The following is a 21282-nucleotide window of genomic DNA, read 5'->3' as shown; positions in this document are numbered from 1 at the left end:
CAAACCAATGGGTAGAAAAGACGCGGGTTTTACGCTTACCTTCAGCGTTTGCCGCTGTCAGGCGAAAGTGTCGACGGCGCTGTTGCCGTTAACGCGAGCCTGAAGGGCGGCGGGAACGGCGATCGGCGTAATGTCGGTGTCACTGTCCTGGGTGAGGGAGAAGCGGCCATGTTGTCCATCGCGGCGCGCCTCCTGCTGCTGCTGGAATTGCTGGCCCTGCGCGGAACTGTCACTGCTCACCTGACTCTCGCCCAGGTTGATACCGCTCTCTGCCAGCGCGCTGCGCAGCTGCGGTATCGCGGCTTCCAGTGCTGCTCTGACGTGGCTATGGCTGGAAACCAGATTTATTTGCGCCTGGTCGTTATCCAGTTTCAGGCTGATCTGGATAGCGCCAAGGTCTTCCGGATGTAAACGCAACTCCGCGTTCTGCTGGCCGTTGCGGCTGAACATCACAATCTGCTGACTCAGCGCCTGCTGCCACTCGTCGCTGCCCAGCTGTGAGTTCAGCATCGGCGTTGACGGTGTGCTGGTGGTCGCGGAGGCGGTCACCGGCGCAGGCAGGCTGCTGGCGGTGGCGATTGGCGTAGCATTGATCGCGTTATCGCTGATGCTGGCTTTAATTGCAGCCTGATCATCCTGCTTAACCATGTTGCTCAGCGCCTGCTGGAAACTGCTGTCGAGCGTCAGGCCGCTGCTGGTCGCACTCTGCGCGGCGTTGTTGCTCTGGCTGGCGGCAGTGGTGACGGCAGGTTTGCTCTGTGCGTCGCTTCTGGCGTCAGACTTCTCATCTTCGCCCGGTGCGTGGCTCTGCTGCGCGCTGTTTAGCAGTTGCGTCAGCGAGCTCTGGCTTTTCCGGCCGGTATCGGTCTGGGCGATCATCTCGCCCGCTTCACTGCTGACCGGGGTCGACGTGGTGGCTGTAACAGCCGCTACACCCGGTAACATGACGAACAGTGCCTGCATATTCTGCATATCGCTGGCGCTTAAAGGGGCAACGTCCGGCTTGTCTTTATCATCGGCTGATTTTGACCCACCTTTAATATTTTCCGGCTTAAACAGAGCGGTCAGCGCAGCAGGATTTTCCAGTGCTGCCATCAGGGCATTCAGCGGGGCCTTCGGACGGGCGTCATCGGCAGTTTCTGCTTTAACGTCAGCGGATTGCGCCGCTTTTCCCTGCTGTTTAGCCAGGCCGAGTAACTGGTTTCCCAGTGCGGTCAGAAAGTCCTGCGGCAGGGCATCGGCACCCGCAGCAAGGTCAGTTGAGACTGTGGGTTCTGCGTCGGTTTTTACCGTCGCTTTCATAGCAATGTTTGGCAGCGTAATCATTCACCTCTCCTCGATGCGGCCCGTTGGGCAAATTCGTCCATCCGTTTCTGATCGAGACGGTTTTCCTGTCGTAATGCATTTTCCGCTGCGCGCGTAATCAGCGTCTGATAGGCGTTCAGCCGTTGCTGTTTGTCACGCCAGTTGATCAGCGCCTGTTCCAGCCGCTGATTCCAGTTATTAAGCTGGTTGCGGTGTTGCTCAATCGCTTTTTCCAGCGTCTGAATAAACTGGTGATAGTTGGTCCAGCGGGTGCTGGCGATGCCCGACGACATGTCATCGTTGAGCTTGTTGCGATATTCGTCCTGATAGTCGAGCAGCATCGTCAGCTGCTCGTTCGCGGCGTGCTGGCCGCGACGCATATCGCCTAAATAGATGGCAGCGCGTTCGAGATCCTGCTCCGCTAAGTCGCGCAGCGTATCGATGGCATTTGCAGTTTTCATTGCCGTTACCTCGCGTTAATTCGTGTGACTAGCCAAACAGCGCATGCAGATGCAGGCTGGCGTCGTCGTAATCACTGCGCTCAAAGATGCCCTGTTGCAGGAAGGCTTCCATCTGCGGATAGAGCGTGATCGCTTTATCAAGCATCGGATCACTGCCCGCGGCATAAGCACCGACGCTGACCAGATCGCGGTTACGCTGGAAGCTGGAGAGCAACTGCTTAAACTGGCGCACCCGCGCATAGTGGTTCTCATCGATCAGCGAGGTCATCGCTCGGCTGATCGAGGCTTCTATATCAATGGCCGGATAGTGACCCGCTTCGCCCAGCCGACGCGACAGCACAATGTGGCCGTCGAGAATGGCGCGCGCGGAGTCGGCGATCGGGTCCTGCTGATCGTCGCCTTCGGTCAGGACGGTATAGAAGGCGGTGATCGAGCCGCCGCCATCGATGCCGTTACCGGCACGCTCAACCAGCGCTGGCAGTTTGGCGAAGACGGAAGGCGGATAGCCTTTGGTGGCCGGCGGCTCACCAATCGCCAGCGCGATCTCACGCTGCGCCATGGCGTAGCGGGTCAGGGAATCCATAATCAGCAACACATGCTGGCCGCGGTCGCGAAAATCTTCTGCGATACGCGTGGCGTAAGCGGCACCCTGCATACGCAGCAGCGGCGAAACATCGGCCGGGGCGGCGATCACCACCGAACGGGCGCGGCCTTCAGCGCCGAGAATGTTCTCGATAAAATCTTTTACTTCGCGGCCACGTTCGCCAATCAGACCGACCACGATAACGTCCGCTTTGGTGTAACGCGCCATCATGCCAAGCAGCACGCTTTTACCCACACCCGAACCGGCGAACAGGCCCATACGCTGCCCGCGACCGACCGTCAGCAGGGCGTTGATCGCCCGCACGCCGGTATCCAGCACGTCGGTGATCGGCGTACGCTGCAGCGGGTTAAACGGCGGGGTGTTCAGCGGCGCGCGATAACCGGTATCCGGAGACGGCAGGCCGTCCAGCGGTCGCCCGCTGCCATCGAGTACGCGGCCCAGCAGTTCCGGCCCCAGCATCATCTGTTTGCCTGCCTGCGGGTTCTCTCCGTTCTGGCGCGCATAGACCCGCGCACCCGGTAAAATGCCGTCCACTTCTTCCAGTGGCATCATCAGCAGCTTCTGACCGTTGAATCCCACCACTTCGCTTTCAATTTCACTGATGGTTTTGCCATCGTTGCGTTCGATTACGCAGGTCGCACCCAGCGGCAGCTGTAAGCCGGTCGCTTCCAGCACCAGGCCGGTGGCGCGAGTCAGGCGGCCATAACGGCGCACCGGCTGCACCTGGGCGATGCGTTTCTCAAAGGCATCGAGCGAGCCGAGCCAGCGATTCAGACGAGTGGTCATTACAATTCTCCCGGTGCGGCAAGACGGCAGAGTTCCTGCCAGCGCGTCGCGACGCTGGCATCCAGGTCACCATCTTCTGCGCTGAGTTTACAGCCGCCAGGATGCAGGGTGCTGTCAGCGATCAGCCGCCAGCCGTGCAGATCCAGCGTCGGACCCAGGGTCTGCTCAATGCGTTGTAAGTCATCCGGGTGAACGCGCAGTTGCGGTTTGCCGCTGAACATCGGTTCCTGCTGCAGTAAACCCTGAATCTGGCGCAGCAGGGCGGTGCCATCCACCGTGGTCGCCTGACCAATCACCGAACGTGCCGCTTCCAGCGCCAGCTGCATCAGACGCGCCGCAATCACGCTGTCCAGGGATTCCAGCGTGTTCTGGAACTCGGTTACCAGCTGCTGCATACGCGCCTGAAGTGGCGCCTGCTGCTGCTGGGCATCGGCCAGACCCTGCTGAAAACCAGCGTCGTAACCGGCTTTCTGGCCTTCGGTCACACCCTGCTGATAGCCTTCGTTGTAACCCTGACCCTGTGCCTCTTTACGCATCTGCTGCTGCAGGCGTTCGAGCTGCTGTTGCTGCTCATCAACGCCATCTTCAGCTTCGTAAATTTCTGGCTGCAGCTCCGGTTCAGCAGGCTCATCGAAACGGCCTAAATCCGTGGGCTGCCACAGCTGCCAGGGGCGCGCAGAAAATGCATCAGACATAAGTTTCCTCGCCACCACCAATCACCATCTCGCCTGACTCGGCCAGGCGGCGTACCACCAGCAGGATCGCTTTCTGTTCGTTTTCCACTGCGGACATACGCACCGGACCACGGTTGGCCAGATCGTCGCGCAGGATATCCGCCGCACGGGCTGACATGTTTTTGAGGAACTTCTCGCGCAGTGGCTGTTCGGCACCTTTCAGTGCAACCAGCAGCTGTTCGGACTCCACTTCCTGCAACAGACGCTGGATGCTGCGGTCGTCCACTGCCACCAGGTTTTCGAACAGGAACATCTCGTCGATAATTTTCTGCGCCAGTTCGCCATCGAAGTCGCGTACGGCTTCGATAACCGCCTCTTCCTGCTGCGTTTTCATCAGGTTGATAATCTCGGCTGCGGTTCTCACGCCGCCCATCTTCGCACGCTTGAGGTTGGTGCCATCCAGCAGGCCGTTCAGTACTTCTGTCAGTTCGGCCAGCGCGGCTGGCTGGACACCACCGAAAGTGGCGATACGCAGCATCACGTCGTGACGCAGACGTTCGTCGAACAGCGCCACAATATCGGCGGCCTGGGCACGCTTGAGGTGGACCAGGATGGTGGCGATGATCTGTGGATGCTCGTCGCGAATAAGGTCGGCAGCAGCCTGCGGCTCCATAAAGTTGAGCGTTTCCATGCCGCTGGTGGTGTCGCGCGTTTCGAGAATGTCCTCCAGCAGGCTGGAGGCGCGCTCTTCGCCCAGTGCCCGGGTCAGCACCGAACGCAGGTATTCGTTGGAGTTCAGGCTCAGCGCCGCGAACTGCTCAGCATCCGCTTCGAACTCACGCAACACTTCAGTCAGCTGTTTATGCGACACCTGACGCATGTTGGCCATCGCGCCGCTCAGGTGCTGGACCTCACGCTGGTTCAGGTGTTTGAAAACTTCCGCGGCGCGCTCTTCGCCAATGGTCATCATCAGGATGGCGCTTTTTTCGGTTCCGGTCAGACTCATAGCTCTTTACTCATCCATTCGCGAATTACCAGCGCTACAACGCGCGGATCGTTTTCTGACATGTCGCGGATGCGTTGACTCATCACTTCTGCGCTCATGCGGTTGTTAGACTTACGTTCCTGATCCAGCTCATCTTTGCTGAGCTGCACATTAAAGGCTTCTTCTTCCGGCTGCTCAGTCGCTCGGGCGGCAACGGCTTCCGCGGCGGCTTTCTCTGCGGCCTGCTTGCGAACCAGATGCGGACGAACCAGTTTGCGGTAGAGGATGAAAGCGACCAGGGCAATCAACAGCCACTTACCGGCGTTCATCAGCTGATCAAAGAACGACTGCTGTTGCCAGAAGGGCAGATCGGTGGTCACCGGTTCAGTGGTGTTGAACTGCGAGTTCACCACGTTGATGCTGTCGCCACGGTTCTGGGAGTAGCCCATCGCTTCGCGGGTCAGATCTTCAATCTGCTTCAGCTGCTGTTCGTTCAGCGCAACTGCTTTGCCTTTATCATCTGCACGGAAGTTCACCACGACCGCAACTGACAGGCGCTGTACGTCGCCAACGTTGACCTTGGTATGACGAATGGTGCGATCCAGCTCGTAGTTCACCGTGTCGTCACGACGCGAGTTGGTCGGTCCGGCACTGGCCGCTGCGGTGCTGGTGGTCTGGTTAGCGTTATTCGCCGCGTTGTTCTGACCGTTAGCATTCTGACCATTGGCGTTCTGGCCATTGGCGGCATTGTTGTTCGGCGTCGTCACCGGCGCAGTGTTAGCTGGCGCAGGCTGGTTAGAGAGCGCGCCCGGCACGCCGCCCGGATAAGGGCTGCCTGACTGGTCGCTGGTGCTGGTCTGACGCGAACGAATCGCTGAGTTCGACGGGTTAGCGTTAGGCTGATATTTCTCGTCGGTTTGCTCGGCGGTGTCGAAGTTAATCTGCGCGGTAACCTGCGCATGCACATTGCCCTGACCGAGAATCGGATTCAGGATCGCTTCGATACGTTGCTGGTAGCGTGCTTCAACTTCAGAGGCATACTTAAGCTGTGCATCATTCAGGTCGCGACCGGCGGAATCAGAGCGGGTCAGCAGGCGACCGGTCTGATCGACCACGGTGACGTTGCCCGGCGGTAAACCGGCGACGCTGCTTGAGACCATGTGGGCGATGGCCTGAATCTGGCCTTCATCCAGCGCACGGCCAGGCTGCAGGGTTAAGGTGACAGAGGCGGATGGCGCTTTCTGCTCACGCACAAATAAGGTGGGTTTTGGCATCGCCAGATGAACACGGGCGCTTTTAACCGGGCCGAGTGATTCGATGGTACGAGCCAGTTCGCCTTCCAGCGCGCGCTGGTAGTTAACCTGCTCGCTGAACTGGCTGATACCGAACTTCTCTTTATCGAGCAGCTCAAAACCCACCGAGCCGCCTTTCGGCAGACCCTGCTGAGCCAGACGCAGACGCAGCTCATGCACGTTCGCTTCCGGCACCATCAGCGCGCCGCCATTTTCGGCGAAGCGATAAGGGATGTTCATCTGCGTCAGCTGCGTGACGATGGCACCGCCATCTTCATCTGTAAGGTTGTTATAAAGGACGCTATAGCTGGGCTGCTTCGCCCAGAGCACCATCGCGATCACTATCGCCACAACGGCGGCGGCAGCGACGATTAAAGGAATACGCGGATTTGCGCGCAGGCGAGCGAGCAGGTCACCGAAGCCTTTCTTTTCTTGTTCTGTTGTGGCGGCTGTACTCGCATTCATGACCGATTCCTGCCTGACGTAATTGACCGGGTAAGTTGAGATGGCAAAACAGACTCCCTGACCTGCGTAGATAAAATTTCCACTTCAATGCCAGGCATTATTAGGTGATAAGGAAAATTCGATGGCTGGATAAGGTAGGGTTTTTGATGTCATTTAGCGGCTTTGTCTCATTGACAACGTGCTAACTTTTCCCCACAGAAAGAATATCATCCTCCTTTATAAGGTATCGTTCATGTCCATTCAGGCAATTGACGGCGTACTGCAGCAGCTTCAGGCGACCTCACTGCAGGCCAGCAACCGCAGCAGTGAAGCCCCTAATCAGATCGATTTCGGTGCAACTATGAAAGCGGCGCTGGATAAGATCAGCGAGACGCAGACCACCGCCCGCACCCAGGCGCAGGATTTTGAGATGGGTAAACCCGGTATCGCGCTTAATGATGTGATGGTCGATCTGCAGAAATCATCAATCTCAATGCAGATGGGTATTCAGGTCAGGAACAAGCTGGTGTCGGCGTATAGCGAAATTATGAATATGCAGGTTTAGTGAGCTGATTCCGCTGAACAAGGCACGCCTGCGTGGAAGTGGATTAGGGTAATGGGTTGCCAGCATCAAGGCCGATCCCTTTGCTGAGTCTATGACCCTGTACTGGCGATAATACAGGTGTCATTGACTATACTGCTCTTTATTACGAGCCGTGCAGCAGGGAACTCACTCTTCGGTGCAGACGACCCGACCCCTCATCACCTATCAGCAGGACGCCAGCCCAATGCTAAAAAAACTTATCCTTATCGCATCGTTAATCAGCTTATCGGTTCCAGCCTTTGCTGCCACGCAGTGCGGGCCGTTCTATCTTAAACCTGACAAGAGCGGCTGGTTCTCAGTGAATGGAGAACGCGCAAAAACGCAGAAAGTCACTTTTGCGAAAGAGAAGGGCGATTACGACAACGCGACCGTCAAACTGCTGGTGAAAAACAGCAAAGCGCCGGGGATGGTGGATATGGAGCTGACGAACCGTGAGGGCAAAGGGCTGTTAAGAGCTGAAATCGTCCGCACCAGCCAGAGTCAGATCCGCATACGAGGTGCCTATGATTGCGAACCGGCTAAATAGGCTGAGCTTTGACTGCCCACTCCTGAACATGGCATAGCCCGGAAGCGGGCGTGATAAAAGCCTTAGAATAGAAGAGTGCGAAAGATTGTCAGGCCAGCGCTTGTGCTCGGGCTGGTCTGACAACTTATTCTGTCTTCTGGTCGTCCATCCTGCATCACATCCATGCCGACGCGGCATTTAACTCGATGTTTTGCACCGCGCAATCATCGCTGAAACTGCTGTGCTGATATCTGATGCTTTTGGAGCATAGTAAAATGTCGCACTGGTCTGATGATGGCTGAACTTTGCAATTTCAACCCAGGCCACGGTTTCATCATCCTGCTCAAGATTATATCGCTTCGTGCCATCCGGCAGAGGTTCATCCTGCTCCAGATAGAGTCTTTGATCCTGTGCCGCTACGCTAAGGCAGGATTCAACCTGAAAAGGATGACCGTCGAAATAAGTGGTTTTTGTTGTCGGATGTAATCCAACCCGTCCCATATCTACGCATCCGCCCATCAGACTTATGCTCAGGGCAATAATGATCTTCTTCATTAACTAAACCATCATAGTTATTTTGTTGACCAATAATATCCGGATATTGATCGTATCGCTCATTTTAATCAAAAATCTGCGCTTAATATTGCTGGCGTTACGGACTATATGTAACATTCTGCGCAACGCATTATGATGTAAGCAACGGACAGGAACTCAGTAGCCCGCATCAGGTGACTCATGCTGTCTGCTGGTGTTAACCGTTGTCAGGTGAATGTCAGGTAAATATCACTCTGAATGGTTGCTCATCATATCGTTAGTCTGCTTTGAGGTGGATGCCCGAAAATCATTGCCTGCAGCCTTTGTTAGCTAACTTATTATAAACACGGAAAGTTTTACGCAGTACATTACACACACATCAGGTTCACTAAAAAACAACCCAGTAAAAGGCGTTATACCTCTGTTGTGTTACGCATGTTGAGGTGTCCTGATAAAAATCCTTACTACTTAAGTACCTCTGAATATTATGATTTATGACTGTTTTTTGTACTACGATGAAGATATCTTGCTTGAGATGCGTCTGAACACGCTTGAGCATGTTGTTGATCGGTTTGTCATTGTGGAATCGCGCTATACCTTTACCGGAAAACGCCGGGAAAAGCTTCATTTTGATATTGAGAAGTTCGATCGTTTCCGCGATAAAATTATTTATATTGTTAACGATATTGCGCCCAGATTTTATCAGGAAGCCTTTAAATCGAATAGTTCTCTGGTTAATGCGGGTGAGACTGATCCCTGGGAAAATGAAGCCACTGCACGTAATCAGATTATGCAGGGGCTGGCCGGCGCGCAGGATGATGATATTGTTATTGTGTCAGACGTCGATGAAATTCCCCGACCCGAGGCGATAAAAGCATTCAGTCATCAGCATCTTTGCACGACGCTGCATCAGCAATATTTCAATTTTAAATTTAATGTCCGGGTTTTAAATGACGACGGCACACCGCGCTGTGCCACCCTGGCAAAAATGGTGACCTGTAAAACGCTGCGAAACTTTTTTATGGGACAACCGGAATTGCTTCGCAATGTTAAGCGTCGTGGAACACCGATACGCGAGAACTGGTTGCGCTGGAAGTGGCTAAATTTCCGGACGAAAACCATTAAGAACGCAGGGTGGCATTTTTCCTGGGTAATGAGCGATGAGCGCATCAGTGAAAAAATGTCTTCGATTTCTCATACCGAACGTAACTGTCCCGAATTTAATAATCCGGATCACATACGGCGCTGCGTTGAGAACAATATTGATATCTGGAATCGTCCGCGAAGGATGGAGATAGTGCCGGTAACATCCGAACATTTTCCAGCCTGGCTGGTTGAAAATCAGTACCAGCTTGCCGATCTCATTAAATCTTAACGCTGACCAGCGCGCCCAGCGGGCGCGCCTCTCGCACATCAGCTTGCCTTGTAAGGATCTTTTTTGTCATCCTGGCTGTCATCATTTTTGCGCGGCACTTCGCCATGATCTTTCGGCGCATCAGTGGCGGGATGATCATCTTCCTCGTAAGCATTACCAGCGTTTGGCGCGGCTTCCGGCAGGCTTTTGCTGACATCACCTTCTTTCTTACGTTCTTCATTCGTATTGTGCTTAAACATAACTCTCTCCTTTTATTCCAGTCTCTTAAGTTTAGACCAGCACTGACATCCCGCATGCGCAGCGGATTAAAGAAGAAAAAAAAGCCCGCCAGCGGCGGGCTAATCGGAGTTTCTCTCATACTGAACACGTCATTTTTCGATGTTTGGGTGTGTACAGCAGGTTCATGCTAACCGGGAATCCCTGATGCAGTAATGGACAAACCTGCCATGTCGCTTGCGGCAGGTCACATTCCCGTCGATAAACAGATCGATAAATAAATTCGATTGAACGGATTAGTAAAAGGCATATAGTGGCCTGCGTTACCAGGAGATAGAAATTATGTTAAGAGACTATTTAAAGATTGAAGCTGAAGATCAGTTAATCGAACAACGCTCGCTGAGCCTGAAAAATCGTGGTCAGGAAGAGGTCACCGAATGGATTATTGTAAATAGCCAGGGTGTTAAAAAAGGCGGCGTAACCCTGTTCGATAAACTCAGTACCCGCCGCTCATGGCCCGTCAATTACCGCATTATGCAGACCGATCTGCAGGGCAAAGTGGTGGTAGATCAACTGACCGATGCCCTGTAGTTGCCCGGCTATAATCTCAGCCACTGTTGTACGATGAAAAGTGAACCCGCGCCCGGCGGGTTTTTTTATGGCTGGCGATAGCGTCGCAGTTCCACCAGCGTACCAATCAGCTTCAGGCTGTCCCGGCTGGATTGCAGCTCAGGGAAGTTGATATTGACCGGTGCCAGTTCAAACTGCATGACGCCATTTTCACTGCCGCGCTGACGCCAGGTGCGTAGCAGCACGACCTGCTGCTGCAATGCCAGCACGCAGTCGCCGGGCTGAGGTGACTGCGTGGGATCGATGATCACCACATCATTCCGCAGAATCGCGGGCGTCATCGCCTGTTCTTCTACCCGGAAGGCAAAGCTCTGCTGTGAAAGCGCCATGTCGTTGTGCATCAGCAGTTCATGCCGGACGGAACCGGCCTCGCTCAGCCATCGCGGCACGTCGCGCTGTGCAAGCAGTGGGATCTGGTGCAGACCACTCCAGGCGCTTTCGCTGAAAACAGGACCATCCCCATCTATCAGAAAAGCCGGTGCGCAGCCCAGCGCTTCGGCGAGCCGCAGCAGGTTCTCACCGCGCGGCAGCGTCTCCTCTTTTTCCCATTGCGAAATCGCCACATGGGACACTTTTACCTGTTGCGCCAATTGCTTCTGCGTTAACTGCAGCGATTTACGTCGGAGTCGGATGCGGTCACCCAGCGTTTCGTTTTTCATAAGCTTGACTTTTTGGTTGAGAGTGACTTAAGTATACTTAAGCCTGGTATTTAAGCAATCTTAAATTTCATGCGGGGGACGTGGCTAAGCAGCACGCAGTAAGTTCCAGAGACCTTACCGTACAAAGGGGTGTGGCATGGAAAGTAGTCTGATTACCAGTATGGGTGCGTTAGTTCTGGGTGGGGGGGCAGCAGCACTGTTCTGGAAACCGTTATTGGCGGGAATTGCGTCAATCGTTACCAGTAATCGAGCCGGCGGCGAAATTATTACCAGCTACAAAGAGCAGGTGGTGTTGCTGAAAGAGAGCAACGTGCTGATACGGGAGGAGAACGATGAATTACGCGAACGGCACGACAGGAATCTGCGGCGTATCTCGACACTCGAAACGGATCTTCGGTTAATCAAGAATGCGGTAGGGATTTTACTGGCAATGACCGAAACCGATCAGAACGATAAATTTCGTAATGAGATTGATCGGCTTATCTCAACTCTGGAGGATCGCAGTGATGGCCACGATTAATAGCACTAAGGCACCTATGTCTTACCGGCGCAAAGTTATCCTCGGCTGCGTATTGCTGAGCTGTTCGATGATTTGCATCCTGATGACGATCATTTTTCTCTACGTCAGTAACACCGCAAACAAGCGGGTCGAGGAGATTCGGGCGGATTACCGCTTAATTGCGGCGCGGCGTGATGACAGAGTGGAGCTGCTGACCGATCAGGTTGCAGCAATACAGCATAAGCTGGATGCAATACCGGATCGCATAGCCGACAAAACGGTCATAAAAGTCAAAGAGGTCGTCACTGAGAGTGAGGTGCCAGCCGTGAAATCCGGTCATAAACCATAACTTCCGATTATTCTTAATGCGGCTTCGCTATTATCGACTAGTTTTAAATATCCGGGCAACATTTTGTACCTGAATGCAGGCCCGCTGATTGGCCGGTTGATGAACCGCTAAGCCTACTCACTTTGGATAGATGACCAGAAGGAAATTTAGCATGAGCGATTCAACAGAAACCAAGACCAAAACTGAATATCTGCGTGACGTGACTTCTCAGCTAAAAGAGATGCGTCACTATGCTCAGACCAACACCGAAACCCTTTCCAGCCAATGGTTAGCGTTTGATGCGGGTGAGTATAAAGACAAGACCAACGCCGACCGAATCGATGCGTTGCTTAATAAGCAGGGTAAACTGCTGGAAGATCTGGATGCCGCGATTCAGGACATCGAGATTGAAGTTAATCACAGCGAGCAGGAGAGCTAAGTCATCTCCCGCTAACTGATGTGGTGGCCGTTAAGGGATTAATCGGCCACCAGCCACATTTCCGCTTCGTCGAACATCTCTTCAACAATCCGCGCAACCGTCGCTTTATCGTTCTTACTCAAATCAGTATCAATCGCGTTACGTTCCATCGGCTTGACCTTAACTTCAATGTCAGGAAACACCCGATGCACCCGCTTTTCCAGCTCCTCACGAATCATCTCGCGAGCACCCGGTAAACCGGCAACGTTGCGCTTGTCATAAATCAACTCAACAAACATGATGGCAATCCATTCAGGGCAAAATCGCTGACATATAATACTGTAAATAAAAACAGTAGCAAGGCAGCGCGCCTGATTTCGTGTAAATTTTTATCTCGCATAAACCTCAATCTTCGACTAGCAAAATGCGCACGCATCGCGACATAATGGCGGCTTACTTTTAGGAGGTCCGCGATGCGACAACTGGTAATTGATATTCTGCTAAAACTGGCAAAGATGGACGTCGATGCAAAAGAGTTGACGGCGCAACTTGAAGCGCAGTCCCTGCTGGTTGCGGCGCTGCTGGTGCAGGCGAAACAGGACAACTCGCTGACTATTTCAGAAACGGTGCAGGATGCCATTGTTACCGCTTCGCAATCTTCGACCGAGTTTCTGCAGTCTGATGTGGATCTGCTGCTGACGCATATTAATCGTCTGCTGGCGGTAGCGAGTTATGTTGAAGTAAAGGGTAAAGCGACGGAAGGTGAAGGGTAGGGGCGGATAAAAAAATTCGCCTCTGGAGGTGGAATTGAGACAACACCTGCAGAGGCAGTGCATCAGCACTATTCGTTAAAGGACAATCACGACCTGAGTCGCACGCCGAAGTTATACACTTTCCCCCGGTTAGTACAATTTAATCTGCAGTGCCGGAACTGGTTGGAGGTGTTTGCAATATACAACTTCAGCGCGGCCCTGATTAGAGCTCGTTTTTGATGCAAAACTCTTCCCAGCTCATCCCCAGCGACTCAGCATGAGATTTGAGATAAGTCTCGATAGCTTCAGCCGCCACCGCTTTATCCGGCTCAGCGAGCTGAATAGAAAAGATCATTCCATCCAGATTCTTCTGCCGCAAAAAGGCCGCATAGATGCGTTCGGCATGCCATTCGCGCAGCTGTCGCAGTGACAGGTTAGCCGCACGGGCATCGCTCTCCGTTAATTCATCAAGTGCAGACTGAAAGTCGGGATGCGCGGTAAAAAACATCTCGCGCGCCTGGGCATAGTAGGCTTCTGGCGTTTTCATATTCATATTCCTGAAAGTCTGTTGCAGCGCGTCAGTGTAGCGGGTTGTCTTCCGCTTGTCAGGCGTGACAAAGGCCGGAGTTTGCATCAGTTCAGCCTCTGAACTTCCGGTCAAAAACCTGACCGTGGAGCTCATTGCGGGATAAATTCTGGCGCAATCAGGGTCTGCGTAGTGTTTGAACACCCAGATACCTTGCGCAACGCGGTGGAAAAATTATAACGTAGCCGCCATTGATGGGATCTTAGGGATTAAACATGAAAAAGTGGATGCTGATTGCCGCGCTGGCACTGAGTGGCTGTGCACAAATCAACGATTATGAAAATGCGGTGCAAACGCCGGCGCCCGCTGATCTGCAGGGAACCTGGCAAACCGTCGGTCCACAGAGCAGCCTGATCAGCGATAAGGCGATAGCCAGTGTGATCATCAATGCGGATGGCAGCACGCTGGACTGCCGCCAGTGGATGCGGGTGATTGCGAAGCCGGGCAAACTGACCCGGTTAAGCGGCGATTATGTCAACGTCACGCGTCAGGTACGGGTGATGCCGCTGGTCGTGGAGAATGGCGAGCTGAGCTATGACAGGATGACTCTGCGTAAAGTGGCGCGTCCGACCGTTGAGTGTCAGCAGGCGCTGGAAGAGGTGGCGAAACAGCCGAAAGCCGCCGTGATTCAGAACATCGAACCGCAACTGCTGCGCACACCGATTACAGAAAACAACGCGAAGTCATAACAGCCGGACCATAACAAAACCGCCCCGACGGGCAGAGCGCACTTCACGCTTCTGCCTGCCGGGGCGGGTTTAGTTTTGAGTCATTTCTTCGGCAACGACCTTATTCTGCAACCACCCAGACGCTGACACTGCCACCGTTACAGACAAAGACCGCCGTGCCGTGCTCGTCGGCAGTAATGGTCTCTTCCCGATTCCCCAGATGATCGCGCCAGACCTTACCGGCAAAACCTTCACCCATCGGCACGCTTTTCTCACCGGCATCGCCGTTCGACATGATCACCACACAGCCTGGCTGTGTTTCGGTGCCGCTGCGGCTGAAGGCCACGCAGTTTGGGTGATCAAAATAGTCGGTCTGCACGCCCCAGCCATACTGCTGGCGCGCCCGGATCAATCCTTCCAGTTCAGGGATCACCGGCATCTCAATTTTGTGCTTCTCGCCGTCGCCGCCTTCATCTTCATAGGTCGCGCCGAACAGGTCAGGATAGAAGATGGTAGGCACACCCTGCTCACGCAACAGGATCAGCGCATAGGCCAGCGGTTTAAACCAGGCTTCTACCGGCGCTTCCAGCGACTGCAGCGGCTGGGTGTCGTGGTTAGCCACGATCGTCACGGCATGCCACGGATCAGCAACCACCAGCGAGTTAGCAAAGATCTGGCTCATGTCGTAGGCGCTGCCCGCGGTTGAAGCCTGGTGGAAGTTCATGTGCAGTGGCGCATCAAACAGCATGGTTTTGCCTTCCACCTGATGCACATACTCCTGCAGCTTCTCCGTTTCAAACGACCAGTATTCCGCGACGATAAACATCGGCTCCTCAGCAACTTCCTGAATATGATCGATCCACTCTTTGTAGAACCAGGCCGGGATATGTTTTACCGCATCCAGACGAAAACCGGTGCAGGGCACCTGTTCCATCACCCAGCGCGCCCAGTATTTCAGCTCTTCCCTGACCGCGTTGTTGCGGAAATCGATGTTGGCGCCCATCAGATAGTCGAAATTACCCAGCTCGTTATCAACCTGGTCGTTCCAGCCTTCGGCGGTGTAGTCATTGATGATTTTGAATACGCCGTTTTCGTCCGGATTTTCGATGTGGTCTACGCCGCTAAAGCATTTGTGGTCCCAGACAAATTTCGAAAACTCCCCGGCGCGTGCCGGAAAAGTGAATTTCGTCCAGGCCTCGCACTCGACCACTTCGTCGTAGATTTCATCGCGGTTATCGGGATTGACGCGGTTAACGCTGATCGCCTCTTTCTCGTCGGCACCCATTTTGTGGTTGAGCACCACATCCAGCAGCACCCCAACGTTGTGACTACGCAGGGCTTCTGTTGCCGCCAGTAACTGCTGTTTGTCGCCATATTTGGTGGCAACGCTGCCTTTCTGATCAAATTCACCCAGGTCAAACAGATCGTAGCTGTCGTAACCGACAGAATAGCCCCCCGAATCCCCTTTGTAGCACGGTGGCAACCACGCCATGGTGATACCGATTTCGCTGAGCCAGGCCGCACGATCGGCGACTTCCGGCCACAGTTTGCTGCCATCCGGGTAATACCAATGGAAAAACTGTAATAACGTTGGGTTTTGCATGTACCACACTCCAGGGGATGATGAAAATCAAGTATGGAGTAAGCGGCAAAAAAGAGACGCCGCGCAGAAAAATAAATCTGGCGGCGTGACAGAGCAGGGGATCAGGAGAGGGTTTCGTGCGGCACCATAACAACGCCGCCTTGATTGCTATAAGCGGACATCACCGATTTCTGGCGGCTGTTCTGACCCACCAGTGAGGCCAGCTCATCCATCCGCGCCTGCAGCAGACGTTTCACTTCACATTCGTTATCGAGAATACGGCGCAGCACCGGACGTAACTGCTCCTGAGTCTGTGCCGACGGCGACACGGCTTCTGTCGATTGGGCTAAGCTCTGCACCGCACTGACATACTCCATCTCCCTGCTGATCAATTCATCCCATTCGCCTTGTGCTGCATGACGCAGCATTCCCTGGCTGAGATCGAGTAACTGTTGGTAAACGGTAATCAGATGCGGTGCAGTAGTCATTAAACGGCGTCCTGAATCAGGTTAGGTTGAACCACTTCTTTCCACGCGTCCGCGATATTGCGCAGCAGGCCTTCGACTTCCTCGACCGCTGCAACATCATTGTGCAGGTTGGCATGCAACAGGCGACGCGTCATGTAGTTGTAAAGATCCAGCAGATTATCGGCCAGCTCATCACCACGGTTTTCAGTCAGGCCCTCTTTCAGGCCGGCTTCGATAATATTGATCGCTTTGGAGATCGAGTTGCCTTTGCCTTCAATATTGCCATCCTGCATAAACAAGCGGGCGCGGATTAACGCGCTCAGGGCACCGTCAAACAGCATCACAACCAGCTGCTGCTGGCTGGCGCTCATCACGGCGCTTTCGACGCCAATTTTTGCATAGGCTTTGGTGCCTGTAGCGCTGTACATGGTCACTCCTGTTATTTTTTAGACGAATCGGACGTGTCGAACTGCTGCGTCAGATAGGTGCTGGTCGAGTTGAGTTTACTGATGGCCATATCCAGCTGAGTAAATTGCGTTTTATAGCGTGCGATATCGGCATCAATGCGATCGCTGGTGGTGTTATAGAGGGTGGTTAACTTATTCAGTGTTTTACTCACGCCATCGGTGGCGGACTGAATAATCCCTTTAGTAGCCAGCCAGTCAGTCAGCTTACTGTCGATTTTAGCGGCGATACCGGTTTTACCGTCACCTACGATCATTGCTTTCACGCCCGCAGCATCTTTATCCAGTGCGCTGCTCAGCTTGGTTGAATCCAGTTTTAAGGAACCGGTGGTGGGATCGGTGGTGACACCAATCTGACTCAGTGATTTAAAGGTAGATGTGCTCTGCGAATTGGTGAGCATGCTTTTCAGCTGCGTCTCAATCGTCCGTAACGTACTGTCACCCAGCAGGGCACCATTACTGGAGTCCTGTGCATCGCTGTTGGTATCCACTTTGGTGTATTTGGTCAGGGTATTAAACTGATCCAGCAACGTATTGTAGGCATCCACCCAGGCACTGATGGCGCTGGAGGCTTTTGAGGTGTCTTTGGTAATCGTCAGCGTCTCATCGCCAACTGTCTTCGCGGTCAGATTTAAAGTAATCCCTTCCAGCGCATCGCTAATCTGATTGCTGCTGTTTTCAATCGCAACATTGTTGACCGTCAGTTTGGCATTCTGCGCAGCGACGCTCTGGGTCATCACGTTGCTGCTGGCGCTGGCGTCAAAGCCCACAATCCCCTGTAGCGTGCTGTCACCAGTGACGGCGATGGTTGCCACCGCATTGTCGCTGCCGGTTTTATTGGCGCTCATTGAGAGGCGGAAGCTGCCGTCTGATACCTTAATGATGCTGGCGGTGACGCCGGCATTGGCGCCGTTGATGGCGTCACGCATGCCGGTCAGCGAAGTCTGATCGCTGGAGAGCGTGACGCTTTTGCTGGTGCCATCTTTTAAGGTAATCGCGATGCTGCGGCTGGCCACGGAGCTGTCGCCCAGCGCGGCGGTGTTGCTACTCTGTACTCCTGAGGTCAGAACCTGCGCCTGTGCCAGCTGCGTGACGTTAATGGCATATTTACCGGCCACGGTGCTGCCAGAAGTGGTCGCGCTGAACGCTGTGGAGCTACTGGCCGCAGTCGTAGCGGTAAACAGGTCAGCACTGTTCAGCTTGGTATTAGCAGCCTGGAAAGTTGTCAGTGAACTTTTCAGGGTGGCGTAAGCACTGAGCTTGGCCGTATAAGCTGTCTGCTGAGTAGAAATAGGTTTGAGTGAAGCTTTTTCAGCGGTGGTCAAACTGTCAAGCATGGTACTGAGTGGCAGGCCGGAACCCACACCGAGGTTGCTTATACTAGCCATATTAATTCCTTTATAAGGTCGACAGAAAATTGATACCTGGGTTATCGGCCTTGAATAAGGAAAGTTTAAGGTTATTTGCCTTAGGGTAATGAGGTAAATAAGCACTATAGAGAAGGGTAATTCAGCGGCTAGAAAATTAATGAATTAAGCCTAAAGAAGTTCGGGCGGGTGGCGATAACTTAAAACGTGACAGGTTGAAGCAGAAAAATTCGCCTGGTACTAAAAAAATTCTAAAGGTTGTTAAACGGCAGACGATAACAACTTTGACGGCGCTGAAGCCGGCGGGTTGAAGCCCACACCTTAACCGAAAGACTTGATTAACAGGAAAATTCATCATGGCCCAAGTCATTAATACCAACAGCCTCTCGCTGATCACTCAGAACAACATCAACAAGAACCAGTCAGCTCTGTCTACTTCAATGGAGCGTCTGTCTTCTGGTTTACGTATCAACAGCGCGAAAGATGACGCTGCTGGTCAGGCAATTGCCAACCGTTTCACCTCTAACATCAAGGGCCTGACTCAGGCTGCTCGTAACGCTAACGACGGTATCTCTGCTGCGCAGACTACTGAAGGCGCACTGTCAGAAATCAACAACAACTTACAGCGTGTTCGTGAACTGACTGTACAGGCTTCAAGCGGTACCAACTCAGCTTCTGACAAATCTTCAATCCAGGACGAAATCAAATCCCGTCTGAGCGAAATCGACCGCGTATCAGGTCAGACTCAGTTCAACGGCGTGAACGTGCTGGCTAAAGATGGCTCAATGAAAATTCAGGTTGGCGCTAACGATGGCGAAACTATCACCATCGACCTGAAGAAAATTGACTCTTCTACGCTGAAACTGAACACTTTCAACGTGAATGGTCCACAGGGTACACCTACTGCTGCTGCAGCTGCTGACTTCCAGAGCGTTTACGGTTCTACCAGTAACGTATCTAAAGCCACTGTTGCTGAAGGCACAGCTGATAGCCTGGCGACTCGCCTGGGTGTTGCAGCCGCTAACGTCACTGTTACTGCAGATAAAGTGTATAAAGATGACAACGGCAACCTGTTCGCTAAAGTTAACGTGAAATCAGCCAGCGATGCAGAAACCAACAGCCTGAAAGCGAACGGTTTTGACATTGCTAACGGTGCAAACCAGGACTTCTACGTTGCAGTTGATGCGAAGGCAGCAGTAACAACTGCTGGTGGCGATACCGCTGCGTTCACACTGGATACGGCTAACATGAGCCTGTCTAACGTGACCTCAGGTTCAACTTCTGATCCACTGAAAAAGCTGGACGAAGCGATTGCCAGCGTTGATAAGTTCCGTTCTTCACTGGGTGCGATTCAGAACCGTCTGAACTCAGCCGTGACTAACCTGAACAACACCACGACTAACCTGTCTGCAGCACAGTCTCGTATTCAGGATGCTGACTACGCAACTGAAGTTTCAAACATGTCTAAAGCGCAGATCGTACAGCAGGCTGGTAACTCAGTGTTGGCTAAAGCTAACCAGGTTCCACAGCAGGTTCTGTCTCTGCTGCAGGGCTAATCACCCAACTTATAAAAGACAAACCCCGCTTCGGCGGGGTTTTTTTATGCCTGCGATTAGCCTGTTTTTGCCCTGTTTCTCTGCCAATCAATCTCCCCGCGTTCCTTTATTCTCACAGTAAGACTCTTTTTTAAATGCCTTTGTTGAGCAGGTAAATAATGAAAAATATTACTGTCGTGGAACCGCTCTTTGTCAGCGCCTTCAAATGTATTGGCAGTGAGTGTCGCGATCACTGCTGTAAGGGCTGGGATATCCACCTGGATAAGCCCACGGTCAATCGCTATTTAAAATCCTCGCTGATTGAAATCAAAACGCTGGCAGTTGAAAACATCACCACCACCCGCAAAAGCTTTGCCAGTTGGGGAACCATGAAGCTTAATGCTTCTGGCAACTGTGCATTTATGGATGAAAATCGCCTGTGCAAAGTGCATTCCCGGCTGGGTGCTGCCGCACTGAGCAACACCTGTGCGACCTATCCCCGAGCGGCGAACACCTTTAAATATGAACAGCAAAAAACGTTGGCGCTCTCCTGTCCGGAGGCGACCCGGCAATTATTAGCCTCACCTGACGCGATGCTGTTCGGGGAGAGCATCAGGCAACAACCTTACGGCAATAAAGCTAAAGATCTCGATCAACAAAAGAAACTGCTGAATCTGATGTGTCTTAACATCATTAAATTCAGCGGCATTCATCTTGATGAAGGGTTTTACGCGCTGGCCAGCTTTCTGCTGGGCGCGGAAAGAGTAAGCCCTGAAGAAGACTGGCTGGTCCAGATGGAGCATCATTTTTCTGATGTACTCAACAACCTGACACAGGGTGAAATCAGGCTGCAGCTTGATCAGGTTAAACCTGACTATAACCTGCAATGGTCTTTACTGTTGAGATTGCAAAGCTGGTTCAGCACCATGGCCGATAAGCGCGCCTTTCCTACCCTGAATCACTACGTTAATAAGCTGATTTACATTCAGGCCGAAGGGGCCAAAACCGATGACGTCAGTCAGCCAATGATCCGGCTGGACAACGTCTGGCAGAAGCAGGTTATGCCCTGGCTTGCTGAACGGCCATGGATAATGAATAACTATATTCAGTACCGCATTTATGATGATTTCTTCCCTAATAACGAAAATCGCAGCCCGTTACTGAGCTTATATCTTCTGACGGCAGAATGGTTCCTGCTTAAATCACTGATTGCGGCCAATGTTGAGTTGGTCGGAACCGTCAGCGAAGAGGATATTATTAATATCATTTACAGCTACCACTCAATAACAAAACATACGCCACAATCGGTGATGGCGTTTCTGGCCGAGATTGATAAGGTCAAGGTCAATGACGATTTGTCGCTGATTTATCTGCTTAAATGATCTGAGGCGATGCAGTTTCGCATCATCGGCATCGCCCATTTGTTCCTGATAGCTACGGGCGGGCATTAGCTAATCGCTGAAAGAATTGCGGCTGGTGTGCTGGCTTATTTTTATGCCAGCAGCGCCAGGCAATGCAACGCAATTTAACACCCGCTTCCTT

26 protein-coding genes are annotated in these 21282 nt (G+C 52.9%); 11 read left to right on the top strand and 15 right to left on the bottom strand.

Features of this window, described 5'->3' with window-relative positions:
* Positions 1–57 precede the first annotated feature (57 nt).
* From AFL22_RS01135 to fliF, 6 genes are read right to left on the bottom strand one after another with little or no spacing between them, the layout of a single operon-like run.
* Entirely contained in the window at positions 58–1326 is a 1269-nt protein-coding gene (locus tag AFL22_RS01135) for a flagellar hook-length control protein FliK (protein WP_052270602.1), read from the bottom strand.
* On the bottom strand, positions 1323–1766 hold the full coding sequence (gene fliJ, locus AFL22_RS01130; RefSeq protein ID WP_003854478.1) for a flagellar export protein FliJ: 444 nt from the start codon (positions 1764–1766) through the stop codon (positions 1323–1325). Before fliJ ends, AFL22_RS01135 begins: the two co-directional genes overlap by 4 nt.
* Before the next feature lie 28 nt (positions 1767–1794).
* The gene (fliI, locus tag AFL22_RS01125; protein ID WP_010247655.1) at positions 1795–3156 is read right to left on the bottom strand and encodes a flagellar protein export ATPase FliI; all 1362 of its coding nucleotides are present in this window, start codon (positions 3154–3156) and stop codon (positions 1795–1797) included.
* Positions 3156–3851, bottom strand: coding sequence for a flagellar assembly protein FliH (fliH, locus tag AFL22_RS01120; RefSeq protein WP_010247652.1), 696 nt, complete (start codon positions 3849–3851; stop codon positions 3156–3158). The genes fliI and fliH overlap by 1 nt, the downstream gene beginning before the upstream one ends.
* A complete protein-coding gene (gene fliG, locus AFL22_RS01115) occupies positions 3844–4836 on the bottom strand; it encodes a flagellar motor switch protein FliG (RefSeq protein WP_010670853.1) in 993 nt (330 codons plus the stop codon). Before fliG ends, fliH begins: the two co-directional genes overlap by 8 nt.
* On the bottom strand, positions 4833–6572 hold the full coding sequence (gene fliF / locus AFL22_RS01110; RefSeq protein WP_010247649.1) for a flagellar basal-body MS-ring/collar protein FliF: 1740 nt from the start codon (positions 6570–6572) through the stop codon (positions 4833–4835). Before fliF ends, fliG begins: the two co-directional genes overlap by 4 nt.
* Positions 6573–6804: 232 nt before the next feature.
* On the opposite strand from fliF, the gene fliE reads away from it, so the two are divergent.
* Positions 6805–7116 carry a flagellar hook-basal body complex protein FliE gene (fliE, locus tag AFL22_RS01105; protein WP_003854485.1) on the top strand — a complete coding sequence of 104 codons (312 nt, stop codon included), beginning with the start codon at positions 6805–6807 and terminating at the stop codon, positions 7114–7116.
* A gap of 223 nt (positions 7117–7339) precedes the next feature.
* Positions 7340–7681 carry a hypothetical protein gene (locus AFL22_RS01100; RefSeq protein ID WP_033758052.1) on the top strand — a complete coding sequence of 114 codons (342 nt, stop codon included), beginning with the start codon at positions 7340–7342 and terminating at the stop codon, positions 7679–7681.
* Between the two features lie 177 nt (positions 7682–7858).
* On the opposite strand, the gene AFL22_RS01095 is transcribed toward AFL22_RS01100, so the two are convergent.
* Positions 7859–8215, bottom strand: coding sequence for a hypothetical protein (locus AFL22_RS01095; protein ID WP_052270601.1), 357 nt, complete (start codon positions 8213–8215; stop codon positions 7859–7861).
* A gap of 466 nt (positions 8216–8681) precedes the next feature.
* On the opposite strand from AFL22_RS01095, the gene AFL22_RS01090 reads away from it, so the two are divergent.
* Complete coding sequence (locus AFL22_RS01090; RefSeq protein ID WP_022625480.1) at positions 8682–9569, top strand: benzoate transporter; 888 nt, start codon at positions 8682–8684, stop codon at positions 9567–9569.
* Between the two features lie 38 nt (positions 9570–9607).
* Here AFL22_RS01090 and AFL22_RS01085 read toward each other — a convergent pair whose 3' ends face one another.
* The gene (locus AFL22_RS01085) at positions 9608–9808 is read right to left on the bottom strand and encodes a hypothetical protein (RefSeq protein ID WP_010247636.1); all 201 of its coding nucleotides are present in this window, start codon (positions 9806–9808) and stop codon (positions 9608–9610) included.
* A 319-nt stretch (positions 9809–10127) separates the two neighbouring features.
* Here AFL22_RS01085 and AFL22_RS01080 point away from each other — a divergent pair, with 319 nt between their 5' ends.
* Positions 10128–10376: a hypothetical protein gene (locus tag AFL22_RS01080; RefSeq protein ID WP_010247633.1), complete on the top strand. Its 249-nt coding sequence runs from the start codon at positions 10128–10130 to the stop codon at positions 10374–10376.
* A gap of 65 nt (positions 10377–10441) precedes the next feature.
* Here AFL22_RS01080 and AFL22_RS01075 read toward each other — a convergent pair whose 3' ends face one another.
* The gene (locus AFL22_RS01075) at positions 10442–11074 is read right to left on the bottom strand and encodes a helix-turn-helix domain-containing protein (RefSeq protein WP_022625481.1); all 633 of its coding nucleotides are present in this window, start codon (positions 11072–11074) and stop codon (positions 10442–10444) included.
* A gap of 136 nt (positions 11075–11210) precedes the next feature.
* Between AFL22_RS01075 and AFL22_RS01070 the strand changes: the two genes are divergently transcribed.
* From AFL22_RS01070 to AFL22_RS01060, 3 genes are all read left to right on the top strand, one after another.
* Positions 11211–11594, top strand: a complete 384-nt coding sequence (locus tag AFL22_RS01070) for a hypothetical protein (protein ID WP_031593416.1) — start codon at positions 11211–11213, stop codon at positions 11592–11594.
* A complete protein-coding gene (locus tag AFL22_RS01065; protein WP_010670838.1) occupies positions 11581–11922 on the top strand; it encodes a hypothetical protein in 342 nt (113 codons plus the stop codon). The genes AFL22_RS01070 and AFL22_RS01065 overlap by 14 nt, the downstream gene beginning before the upstream one ends.
* Positions 11923–12073: 151 nt before the next feature.
* Entirely contained in the window at positions 12074–12340 is a 267-nt protein-coding gene (locus AFL22_RS01060) for a hypothetical protein (RefSeq protein WP_010670837.1), read from the top strand.
* Between the two features lie 38 nt (positions 12341–12378).
* On the opposite strand, the gene AFL22_RS01055 is transcribed toward AFL22_RS01060, so the two are convergent.
* Entirely contained in the window at positions 12379–12618 is a 240-nt protein-coding gene (locus AFL22_RS01055) for a DinI-like family protein (RefSeq protein ID WP_003854508.1), read from the bottom strand.
* 174 nt (positions 12619–12792) lie between these two features.
* Here AFL22_RS01055 and iraP point away from each other — a divergent pair, with 174 nt between their 5' ends.
* Positions 12793–13092: an anti-adapter protein IraP gene (gene iraP, locus AFL22_RS01050; protein ID WP_010247621.1), complete on the top strand. Its 300-nt coding sequence runs from the start codon at positions 12793–12795 to the stop codon at positions 13090–13092.
* 202 nt (positions 13093–13294) lie between these two features.
* Here iraP and AFL22_RS01045 read toward each other — a convergent pair whose 3' ends face one another.
* On the bottom strand, positions 13295–13618 hold the full coding sequence (locus AFL22_RS01045) for a DUF6388 family protein (RefSeq protein ID WP_008926858.1): 324 nt from the start codon (positions 13616–13618) through the stop codon (positions 13295–13297).
* Positions 13619–13872: 254 nt separating this feature from the next.
* Between AFL22_RS01045 and yedD the strand changes: the two genes are divergently transcribed.
* A complete protein-coding gene (gene yedD, locus AFL22_RS01040) occupies positions 13873–14346 on the top strand; it encodes a lipoprotein YedD (protein WP_010247616.1) in 474 nt (157 codons plus the stop codon).
* 100 nt (positions 14347–14446) lie between these two features.
* Here the strand turns inward: yedD and amyA are convergent, their stop codons facing one another.
* From amyA to fliD, 4 genes are all read right to left on the bottom strand, one after another.
* Positions 14447–15928, bottom strand: a complete 1482-nt coding sequence (gene amyA, locus AFL22_RS01035) for an alpha-amylase (RefSeq protein WP_033787598.1) — start codon at positions 15926–15928, stop codon at positions 14447–14449.
* Between the two features lie 101 nt (positions 15929–16029).
* Complete coding sequence (gene fliT / locus AFL22_RS01030; protein ID WP_033758046.1) at positions 16030–16395, bottom strand: flagella biosynthesis regulatory protein FliT; 366 nt, start codon at positions 16393–16395, stop codon at positions 16030–16032.
* On the bottom strand, positions 16395–16802 hold the full coding sequence (gene fliS, locus AFL22_RS01025; protein ID WP_022625484.1) for a flagellar export chaperone FliS: 408 nt from the start codon (positions 16800–16802) through the stop codon (positions 16395–16397). The genes fliT and fliS overlap by 1 nt, the downstream gene beginning before the upstream one ends.
* A gap of 11 nt (positions 16803–16813) precedes the next feature.
* Positions 16814–18226 (bottom strand): flagellar filament capping protein FliD, encoded by a 1413-nt coding sequence (gene fliD, locus AFL22_RS01020; RefSeq protein WP_052270600.1) that lies wholly within the window; start codon positions 18224–18226, stop codon positions 16814–16816.
* A 335-nt stretch (positions 18227–18561) separates the two neighbouring features.
* Here fliD and AFL22_RS01015 point away from each other — a divergent pair, with 335 nt between their 5' ends.
* Together AFL22_RS01015 and fliB are read left to right on the top strand one after the other, a co-directional pair.
* A complete protein-coding gene (locus tag AFL22_RS01015; protein WP_022625486.1) occupies positions 18562–19761 on the top strand; it encodes a FliC/FljB family flagellin in 1200 nt (399 codons plus the stop codon).
* Between the two features lie 158 nt (positions 19762–19919).
* The gene (fliB, locus tag AFL22_RS01010; RefSeq protein WP_022625487.1) at positions 19920–21122 is read left to right on the top strand and encodes a flagellin lysine-N-methylase; all 1203 of its coding nucleotides are present in this window, start codon (positions 19920–19922) and stop codon (positions 21120–21122) included.
* Positions 21123–21282 lie beyond the last annotated feature (160 nt).

Origin of the sequence: Pantoea sp. CFSAN033090 (assembly GCF_001264395.1) — a bacterium.
Classification (GTDB): Bacteria; Pseudomonadota; Gammaproteobacteria; order Enterobacterales; family Enterobacteriaceae; genus Pantoea; species Pantoea agglomerans.
The sequence above is the reverse complement of the archived record's forward strand: the minus strand, read 5'-3'. Positions and strand labels throughout refer to the sequence as shown.